Annotated in this window: 8 protein-coding genes and 1 riboswitch; of the genes, 5 read left to right on the plus strand and 3 right to left on the minus strand. The window is 61.8% G+C overall.

Going from position 1 to position 8,805, the window contains the following annotated elements; translation table 11 throughout:
* Positions 1-105: 105 nt before the first annotated feature.
* Both U1A24_RS14185 and U1A24_RS14190 read right to left on the minus strand, forming a co-directional pair.
* Positions 106-1,017: an alpha/beta fold hydrolase gene (locus U1A24_RS14185; protein ID WP_322322625.1), complete on the minus strand. Its 912-nt coding sequence runs from the start codon at positions 1,015-1,017 to the stop codon at positions 106-108.
* An 81-nt stretch (positions 1,018-1,098) separates the two neighbouring features.
* Positions 1,099-1,839, minus strand: a complete 741-nt coding sequence (locus tag U1A24_RS14190) for a hypothetical protein (RefSeq protein WP_322322626.1) — start codon at positions 1,837-1,839, stop codon at positions 1,099-1,101.
* A 101-nt stretch (positions 1,840-1,940) separates the two neighbouring features.
* Positions 1,941-2,017: riboswitch (SAM riboswitch) on the plus strand.
* Positions 2,018-2,067: 50 nt separating this feature from the next.
* Here U1A24_RS14190 and metZ point away from each other — a divergent pair.
* Both metZ and folE2 read left to right on the plus strand, forming a co-directional pair.
* Positions 2,068-3,249, plus strand: a complete 1,182-nt coding sequence (metZ, locus tag U1A24_RS14195; RefSeq protein ID WP_322322627.1) for an O-succinylhomoserine sulfhydrylase — start codon at positions 2,068-2,070, stop codon at positions 3,247-3,249.
* Positions 3,250-3,404: 155 nt separating this feature from the next.
* Complete coding sequence (gene folE2 / locus U1A24_RS14200) at positions 3,405-4,511, plus strand: GTP cyclohydrolase FolE2 (protein ID WP_322322628.1); 1,107 nt, start codon at positions 3,405-3,407, stop codon at positions 4,509-4,511.
* 281 nt (positions 4,512-4,792) lie between these two features.
* Here the strand turns inward: folE2 and U1A24_RS14205 are convergent, their stop codons facing one another.
* On the minus strand, positions 4,793-6,523 hold the full coding sequence (locus U1A24_RS14205) for a peptidoglycan-binding protein (RefSeq protein WP_322322629.1): 1,731 nt from the start codon (positions 6,521-6,523) through the stop codon (positions 4,793-4,795).
* Between the two features lie 154 nt (positions 6,524-6,677).
* On the opposite strand from U1A24_RS14205, the gene U1A24_RS14210 reads away from it, so the two are divergent.
* From U1A24_RS14210 to U1A24_RS14220, 3 genes are all read left to right on the plus strand, one after another.
* Entirely contained in the window at positions 6,678-7,616 is a 939-nt protein-coding gene (locus U1A24_RS14210) for a glycine--tRNA ligase subunit alpha (protein WP_322322630.1), read from the plus strand.
* Entirely contained in the window at positions 7,613-8,116 is a 504-nt protein-coding gene (locus tag U1A24_RS14215) for a DUF6446 family protein (protein ID WP_322322631.1), read from the plus strand. Before U1A24_RS14210 ends, U1A24_RS14215 begins: the two co-directional genes overlap by 4 nt.
* On the plus strand, positions 8,117-8,805 hold a 689-nt coding region (locus tag U1A24_RS14220), incomplete at its 3' end, for a glycine--tRNA ligase subunit beta (RefSeq protein ID WP_322322632.1). It abuts the gene before it with no gap.

Raw genomic sequence — 8,805 nt, forward strand, 5'->3', positions numbered from 1 at the left:
GCGGCACGGCTCCCCTTGCTCAACGGCTTCCAGCCTTTTGAGCAATGAACCGACAAACTCTGCCCCGCAGAGTTTGCTTGCGGTTCAGGATCAATACTCAAACCGTTAAGCGCGCTGTAGCGGCAAGCCCCACCGCCACCCCGCCAGCAGCCGCGACCAGCGCGGATCGCGCCGCTCGGGCAGCGCAGCCCGCAGCACGCTAAGCGGCAATGAGCCGTCCAAAATCGTCCGATACAGCCCCAAAGCCCCCGGTCGCAGATAAGGCGACCAGTGGCTGATCCGCGCAGGGGCTTCCGGCAAGGTATGGCCCAACCGCGCCAATGCCGCCAAACTCGCGGGCTGATCCAGCTGCACATCCAGCCAATTCGCCGGGGTCTCGCGCAAGCCCTGCCCGATCGCGGTATCCAGACCCGCGCCCGCCAACCATTCAAACAGAAAATCGAACAGATCATTCTCGCGCGTGGTGACATTGAGCACCTGCACCGCGCGCCCCGCAACCGAGGCCATTGCCCGCATCGCCGGACGCCGTGTCTCTGCTGCCGCCAGCAAAATCAACCGCCGCAGATCGCCTGCATTGGCATAGGGCAGGGCGGCCAGCGCCACCCGTGCCCCCAAACTATGGCCCACCACATCAAACGCCCGCCCCGGATCAAGGCATTGCACCAAGGCCGCCAGTTCCGCCAAAGCCCTCCCCGCGCGGCGTGCCCGCACGCAAGCCCCGCGAAACCGCCCCCGCGCAGGCCAGCCAAAGCCAATCGCCAAGGCCCGCCCGCCACTCAAGCCCAGATGCCGCGGCCACGAGATCGCCGTCCAGTCCTGCACCGGCGGCTGCATCGAGAAGATATGCGTATGCGGGCAATTTCCGCCCCGCGCCCCCGGCGCAAAGCGATAGCCGTGGATCATCACCACCACAGGTGCACCGACGGGCAAAGCGGCAAGCGCCGCCGCCAAGGCTACCGTATCGACCCGCAACCCTTTGCTGCCCACATCAACTCGGAACACCGCCTGATCCGGCATGGCAAAGCCCCCTCATGACGCCCGAAAGCTGCCACAAGGCTGCAACAAAGCCATGAACGCGGGGTTACAGCAGCGTAACGGCTACTTTTTCTTGCCCCAGAACTCCATCAGATCAAACTGCAGCATCACCGTTGTTGGCTTCGCGCCGCTGTTCAGAAACTGCGACTCGGCCTCAAACGTCAGCCCTCGCACCGGCAGCGGCACCGTCACCCCCGCGCCGTGATCCAGCAGCTTGATCTTGTAGCCCGGCACGCCCGGCACCGGCAGCCATTTGTCCTTCAGCAAGTCAAACGCCATCACCCGTGTCTCACGCACCGCCAGAACCGGCGCGATCATCGAGGCGGCCACAACGACCGACGTGCTGACCATGACCACTTTCTCGCCGGTCGGTGCCGCGTTCCACTCTAGCTTGAACACCCCCCATTGCCGCTTGGCCTCGTTCTGCAAGAACTGGGTGCCGTCCTGGACCACCTTCGTCTTGCTGAACGCCTCCAGCACCAGTTTCAGATCACCCGGCGCAGGGGTCTGCGTGCCGAAGTTTGGCGGGCCGGGGTTCGGCAAGACGGGCGCAGGTGCCGCAGGCCCCGGTTTCAACCAGGCGGGCTGTGGCACGGGCACAGGCCCCGCAGGCGGAGGCCGCAGGATCATGTCGTGAAAGCTGGGCAGCAAATCCTCCCATTTCGGGGCGAGCATCGCCTCCATCCAGGCTCGCGCCGCCATCTTCGCCTCAATCTCGGCAATCATCGCCTGAGTCTCGGGCGAAAGCGTCAGTTTCTGGTTCAACAGATTAATCGGTTTTGGTTGATACCCAAATCCAGACATCACAAGCACCTCGCATAAAAATATGAATCAATCCTGTCAGCCTACGCGCTTTTGCCGCAAAATCCACGCCGCCCGGTTGACCTGAGCGATCCTCCGCGCTATCCACCGCCCGTGGTGCTTTATTCCGAATTGCGGGCCACGTTAAACAATCCGCTAAAGAGGGTCCGGGTCAGCAGCCCCGAAGCCCTTTGGTTTCGGGGTTTTTCTTTTGGCCAGGGGGCCTTCGCTATGACCAACGACTGGAAAACGCGCACGAAACTGGTGCATGAAGGCTCGCGCCGCAGCCAATACGGCGAGATGGCCGAGGCGATCTATCTCACCCAGGGTTTCGTCTACCCCACCGCCGAATCCGCCGAGGAACGCTTCATCAAAGCGGGCGAGGATGAATTCATCTATGCCCGCTACGGCAACCCGACCACCCGGATGTTCGAAGAGCGCATCGCGGCGCTGGAAGGCACCGAAGACGCCTTCGCCACAGCGTCTGGCATGGCTGCCGTCAATGGCGCGCTGGTGTCGATGCTGCGGGCAGGCGATCATGTGGTGTCGTCGCGCGCGCTGTTCGGATCGTGCCTTTATATCCTTGAAGAGGTGCTGACCCGCTACGGCGTCAACGTCAGCTTCGTCGACGGTGCAGACCTTGATCAATGGCGTGCAGCCGTCACCCCCGCCACCAAAGCGGTGTTTTTCGAGTCGATGTCGAACCCCACCTTGGAACTCGTCGACATCACCGAGGTGTCGAAAATCGCCCATGCCGTCGGCGCTTTGGTGATCGTCGACAACGTCTTCGCCACCCCGATCTTCTCGCGCGCGGTCGAGCAGGGCGCGGATGTTGTGGTCTATTCCACCACCAAGCACATCGACGGTCAGGGCCGCGCTTTGGGTGGGGTGATCTGCGGCACCAAAGACTTCATCCGCAAAGTGGCCGAGCCTTACCTCAAGCACACCGGCGCTGCGATGAGTCCGTTCACCGCATGGATCATGCTGAACGGCATGGCGACGTTGGATCTGCGCTGCCGCGCAATGGCGGCCTCTGCGCTGAAAATCGCCGAAGCGCTGTCATCGGATGACCGCATCTCGAAAGTGATCTTCCCGGCGCTTGCCTCGCACCCACAACATCAGTTGGCGATGGCACAGATGGGCTCGGGCGGCACGCTTGTGACGTTTGAGATCAAAGGCGGCAAGGAAGCCGCGTTCAAATTCTGCAACGCGCTGGAAATCATCAAGATTTCCAACAATCTGGGCGATGCCAAATCCATCGCCACCCACCCCGCCACCACCACCCATCAGCGTCTGCCGCAGCCGCAAAAAGACGCGCTGGGCATCACGCCGGGGCTGATCCGGCTGTCGGTGGGGCTGGAAGACGTGGACGATCTGATCACAGATCTGCAAAACGCGCTAAGCGCGCATTGAACCAAAGGGCGGGGGAAAGCCCCGCCCACCCCCCGCGAAAGCTGTGCGATTGTTAATCCAATGTCGCCTTTCGCGCGTATTCCTTCGGACAGGCTTGGGAAATCGGGGAAAATCCCCTATATCCTGACTCTGCGACCAATCTGGGGAGCGCTGCCATGAACATTCACATGATCGGCCTTGAAGAAAAATCGGGTCTTGATCAACGCCCCGGCCGTGCCGAGGCCGAAGCCGCTTTGGCGACCCTGCGCGCTTGGGCGCAGCGCGCCTCTGATGCCGAGATCGCGGGTCTTGCGCCCGGCGCAGGCGCGCTGGTGGGCGAAACCTATCCGGTTTTGTCGCGCGAATATCCTGCAGATTTCACGCTGACCGAGGCTTACAAAGACTCGATGCCCGATCTGCAAAACGGCCCCGCCAGCCTGATCGTCGGTGCCAAGCAGATCATCCAGCATGTCGGCATTTCCAATTTCCGCCTGCCGATCCGCTACCGCACGCGAGATAACGGCCCGCTGACGCTGGAAACTTCGGTGACCGGCACTGTATCGCTGGAGGCCGAGAAAAAAGGCATCAACATGAGCCGCATCATGCGCTCGTTCTATGCCCATTCCGAGCGCGATTTCTCGTATCAGGTGATCGAACACGCGCTGGAAGATTACCTGAAAGATCTGGGCTCGTTCGACGCCCGTATCCAGATGCGGTTCTCCTTCCCGGTGAAGGTGGAATCTTTGCGCTCGGGCCTGTCCGGCTGGCAGTATTACGACATTGCTCTGGAATTGGTCGACAAAGCTGGCGTGCGCAAACGCCTGATGCACCTTGATTTCGTCTATTCCTCGACCTGCCCGTGCAGCTTGGAACTGTCGGAACACGCCCGCCAGACCCGTGGGCAAATGGCGACACCGCATTCGCAACGCTCGGTGGCGCGTATTTCGGTGGAACTGACCGGCGACAAATGCCTGTGGTTTGAAGACCTGATCGACCTTGCGCGCGCGGCGGTGCCGACCGAAACGCAGGTGATGGTGAAGCGCGAAGATGAACAGGCTTTTGCCGAGCTGAACGCCGCCAACCCGATCTTCGTCGAAGATGCCGCGCGCAGCTTCTGCCAAGCGCTGCAACAAGACAGCCGCATCGGTGATTTCCGCATTGTCGCCAGCCATCAGGAGTCCTTGCACAGCCACGACGCCGTGTCAGTGCTGACCGAGGGCGCGACCTTTGCCGCCGACAGTCTGGACCCCAAGCTGTTCGCAAGCCTCTATCACGTCGGATAAGGCGCGGTGCGTGCAAGCACGCACCCTACCAAGGCAAAAACCAATGTCGCAAACTGGAGGTTCCGGTTTGCGGCATTTGCGTTTCAAAAGGTGAGTATTTTCAAAAGAGCAAATCCCAAGCCGTTGCCTTTGGGTCATCCTCTGCGCAAAAATATCCCCGCCGGAGGCAGCAACCTTGCCATCAGCGCGCGGGTGAAAAAGTTAAAATTCTGTAAACGCCGACCCCGTAACCCCTTGAATATCCACGCGCGCACCCCTTGTCCACGCGTGGACACACCCGATCACTCCCAGCAAGACACCAGAACCGTCATCCCCAGCGCCGCCGCATTCAAAGCATCTGGCGTCGCCAGATCGGTCGCCGTGGCCGGGCTGAAAACCACCCCCACCGCCGCCAAAGCCTGCCCGATCACCCCGGCTTGGGCTGCAAAAGCCACCCCATCCGGCAGCAGTTTCGCCCCCTTCACCGCAGGCGGCAACAGCATCCCCAGCACCGCACCGGTGCTGTCCAGAATCGGCCCGCCCGCATCGCCCGCCAAGACCGGCGCGGCCAGACGGCTCAGACCGGCCTCGCCGTTCAACCCCTTTTCCTCTTCCAGCGTGCCAAAGGTCAGCACGGGTGCCGGCAACTTATCTTCGTAGGAATAGCCCGACACCGCGATCTCTGACCCCAGCCGCACCGCGCCGCCCGCAAACCGCGCGAAAGCCTGCGGTGCCAATGGCGTCGTCGGCTGCAAGATTGCCACCCCGGTGGCCTGATCCTGCGCCACCAGCCGCGCTTCGGTCGCGTGATCAATCGTCACCCGCCCACATTGCCCAACCGCCTCAACCGTGGTCACCACCGTCCCCGCCGCATCGACAAAGAACCCCGAGCGCGACAGCTTCGGCAGCTTCACTTCCATCCCCGCCAGCAACCCCGACCGCGTCGCTTCATCCATCGGCACCAAGCCCGGGTCCAGGGCCTTGTCGCCCACGCCCCGGAAGCTGGATTTCAGTGCGGGCAAGATCCGGCTCATCCGTTCCGCATCCGCCGGGTTCCAGACCACCAGATAGCCCTTCACCATGCCATCCTTGACTTCCGCATAGGCGTGACTTTGCACCTTGCTGGAAGCCGCATTGATGGTGAAGTTTTTCTCGGACTTGCTGCGCTCACCCTCGGCGGGCACCACTTCCAAGGTTTGCAGGATATCATACAGCCCAGACAGGCTGTCTTGATTGCCGGGTTCGGAAATCAGGATCACTTTCAGCCCCGAGCCCGCTTTCTCATTATAATGCACGAAGGGCGGCTCGTAGTGGTCGAACTGCACCAAGGCCAGCGGCAGGGTGATCTCAATCCCGGCTTCGGGTTCGGACACCGAAACAAAGCCAAACTCCGCCTGATCCGCCTGATAATTCCCGACCAAAGACGCACGTTGCTTCGTCGTCAAAACCCCAGTGGGTTCAAATCCGTTCGCCTCTTGCCACGCGGCCATCGCATTGCGGGTGCCGGGGCCGAACGCGCCGTCGATGCCGCCCTCGTAGAAGCCATACCATGCCATCGCGGTTTGCAGCGCCTTGCGGCCATCCGCATCCAGCTCGGCTTCCGAGGCTTTGGCCTCGCGCGGCGATTCCTCGGCGGGCATCACCTCAATCACCGGAGCTTCCGCGGCAACAGCCGGATCAACCACCGTCACGTCAAGCTGCCCGGCAATCGCGCCCACCGGCCAGAACTGCTGGCGATGCGTGCCGCCATCTGTGACAAAGCTGTCCCGCGGGATCGCGCCATAACTGCGCAGGTCGGCCAGCGTGCCTGCTGCGGCTTCTGGCGCATAGGGGCCCAGCACGATCGCATACCACCCCGACGAAAGCTGGTATCCTGCCACATTTGGAAATTCGGTGGCATAGTCGCGCGCGCGGCCCTCGGCCTCGGCCAAACTGGGTTGCGCTTCAACCTGCACCCACGCATCCTGCGCCATAGCCGCTGCGCTAAACCCAAGCACCGCCAGCAAGGCCAGCAAAACCATCCGAAGTCTCATAGAACCGTCCAATCTCGTTTTCGCAAAGCGCGGCATTTTGGCGAACCTAGCAGAGCATTCCCCGGATGCACGCGCTTTCGCCCGCACAGCAAGCCCTGCATTGACCCTTGGCTGCCTCTTGCCTATGCAGTGGCAACATTTCAAGAGGTCCGTCATGGCTGATGCCCCCAAAGCCCCCCGCAGCTTTCAGGAAATCATCCTGCGTTTGCAGAATTATTGGGCAGCGCAGGGATGTGCCGTGTTGCAGCCCTATGATATGGAGGTTGGCGCGGGCACCTTCCACCCTGCCACCACCCTGCGTTCTTTGGGATCGAAGCCCTGGGCCGCCGCTTATGTGCAGCCCTCGCGCCGCCCGACCGATGGCCGCTATGGCGAGAACCCCAACCGCCTGCAGCACTATTATCAATATCAGGTGATCATCAAACCCTCGCCGCCCGATCTGCAAGACCTCTACCTCGGCTCGCTGAAAGCCATCGGCATCGATGCCTCTCTGCATGACATCCGCTTTGTCGAGGACGATTGGGAATCCCCGACCCTCGGCGCGTGGGGCCTGGGCTGGGAGATTTGGTGCGACGGCATGGAAGTGTCGCAGTTCACCTATTTCCAGCAGGTCGGCGGCCATGATTGCCGCCCGGTTTCCGGTGAGCTGACCTACGGGTTGGAGCGTCTGGCGATGTATGTCCTTGGTGTCGATCACGTCATGGACATGCCGTTCAACGATCCGCAATCGCCAATCCCGCTGACCTATGGCGACATCTTCCGGCAGACCGAGGAAGAATACTCGCGCCACAACTTCGACGGGGCTGACACCGCACAACTGCTGCGCCATTTTGAAGATGCCGAGGCCGAATGCCAACGCCTGCTGGATTTTCCGCCTTTGGACCCAAAGTCGGGCAAAACCATCATCATGGCCCACCCCGCCTATGACCAGACCATCAAGGCCAGCCACCTGTTCAACCTGCTCGACGCGCGCGGGGTGATTTCTGTCACCGAACGCCAAGCCTATATCGGCCGCGTCCGCGCGTTGGCGAAGAAATGCGCCGACGCCTTCCGGCTGACCCCGGCGGGCCAAGACGCAGAGGCAGTCCAGTGAATGGCAAATACGTCGCAGGTTTCATCGTGATCGCCGCCGCCATCGCAGGCATCGCTATGTATTGGAAGCTGCAAGAGAGCACCCACTACACCCCGGCGAGCTTCCAGAAGGGTGCCGAGATCGAACTTACCCTGATCGAATCCGGGCAACCCGAGCCCATCCTTGTCGATCAGATCGAAGGCATTGCGGCGGAAGCCTCGCCACTGGGCTACCGCGCCTGTTTCCACACGCCGCTGTCGCAAGCCATGCTGACTGAAACCTATAAGGTGTACGAAAAGCCCACCCCGCTAATCGCGCCTTCATGGTTTGGCTGCTTTGACGCAGACGCGATTGGTGAGGCGCTGGAAAAAGGCGAGGCCATTGCCTTTCTCTCTAAGGCCAACGTGAGCCCCGTCGCGCCGACCAAGCCAGCCGCCCCCGAAATCGACCGTGTTGTCGCGGTTTTCCCCGATGGCCGCGCCTATGCGTGGCACCAGCTTTCTCCTGAAGCGGAGCAATAAATGTCCGACCTGCTGATCGAACTGTTTTCCGAGGAAATCCCCGCCCGGATGCAAGCCCGCGCCCGTGACGACCTGAAATCCATGATCACCAATGGCTTGGTCGAGGCTGGCCTGACCTATGCCTCGGCGGGCGCGTTCTCCACACCGCGCCGTCTGGTGCTGTCGATCGAAGGGCTTTCCGCCGAAAGCAAACCCGTGCGCGAAGAACGCAAGGGGCCGAGCGCCTCTGCACCTCCGGCCGCCATCGAAGGCTTCCTGCGCTCCACCGGACTGACGCTGGACCAGTTGGAACGCCGCGCCGACAAGAAGGGCGAAACGCTTTACGCTGTGGTCGAAAAGCCGGGCCGTGCGGCTGCTGTGATCATCGCCGAGGTGTTGGAAACCACCATCCGCAGTTTCCCGTGGCCGAAATCCATGCGCTGGGGGTCTGGCAACCTGCGCTGGGTGCGCCCGCTGCATTCGATCCTCTGCCTGCTGTCCGACGAATCCGGCGGCGAGGTTGTGCCGCTGAACATCGACGGCATCCAATCCGGCAACACCACCGCAGGCCACCGCTTTCTGGCACCCGCCCGCTTCCCCGTCACCGGCTTTGACGACTATGTGGTGAAGTTGAAACGCGCCCATGTCGTGCTGGAATCCACCGAGCGCGAAGCCGCGATCTGGCAAGGCGCACAAAACCTCGCTTTCGC

The organism is Cypionkella sp., assembly GCF_034376685.1.
GTDB lineage: Bacteria > Pseudomonadota > Alphaproteobacteria > Rhodobacterales > Rhodobacteraceae > Cypionkella.

Coding starts and splice junctions, on each gene's coding strand:
- U1A24_RS14185 (WP_322322625.1), bottom strand. CDS start 1,017: ATGCCGGATCAGGCGGTGTTCCGAGTTGATGTGGGCAGCAAAGGGTTG.
- U1A24_RS14190 (WP_322322626.1), bottom strand. CDS start 1,839: ATGTCTGGATTTGGGTATCAACCAAAACCGATTAATCTGTTGAACCAG.
- metZ (WP_322322627.1), top strand. CDS start 2,068: ATGACCAACGACTGGAAAACGCGCACGAAACTGGTGCATGAAGGCTCG.
- folE2 (WP_322322628.1), top strand. CDS start 3,405: ATGAACATTCACATGATCGGCCTTGAAGAAAAATCGGGTCTTGATCAA.
- U1A24_RS14205 (WP_322322629.1), bottom strand. CDS start 6,523: ATGAGACTTCGGATGGTTTTGCTGGCCTTGCTGGCGGTGCTTGGGTTT.
- U1A24_RS14210 (WP_322322630.1), top strand. CDS start 6,678: ATGGCTGATGCCCCCAAAGCCCCCCGCAGCTTTCAGGAAATCATCCTG.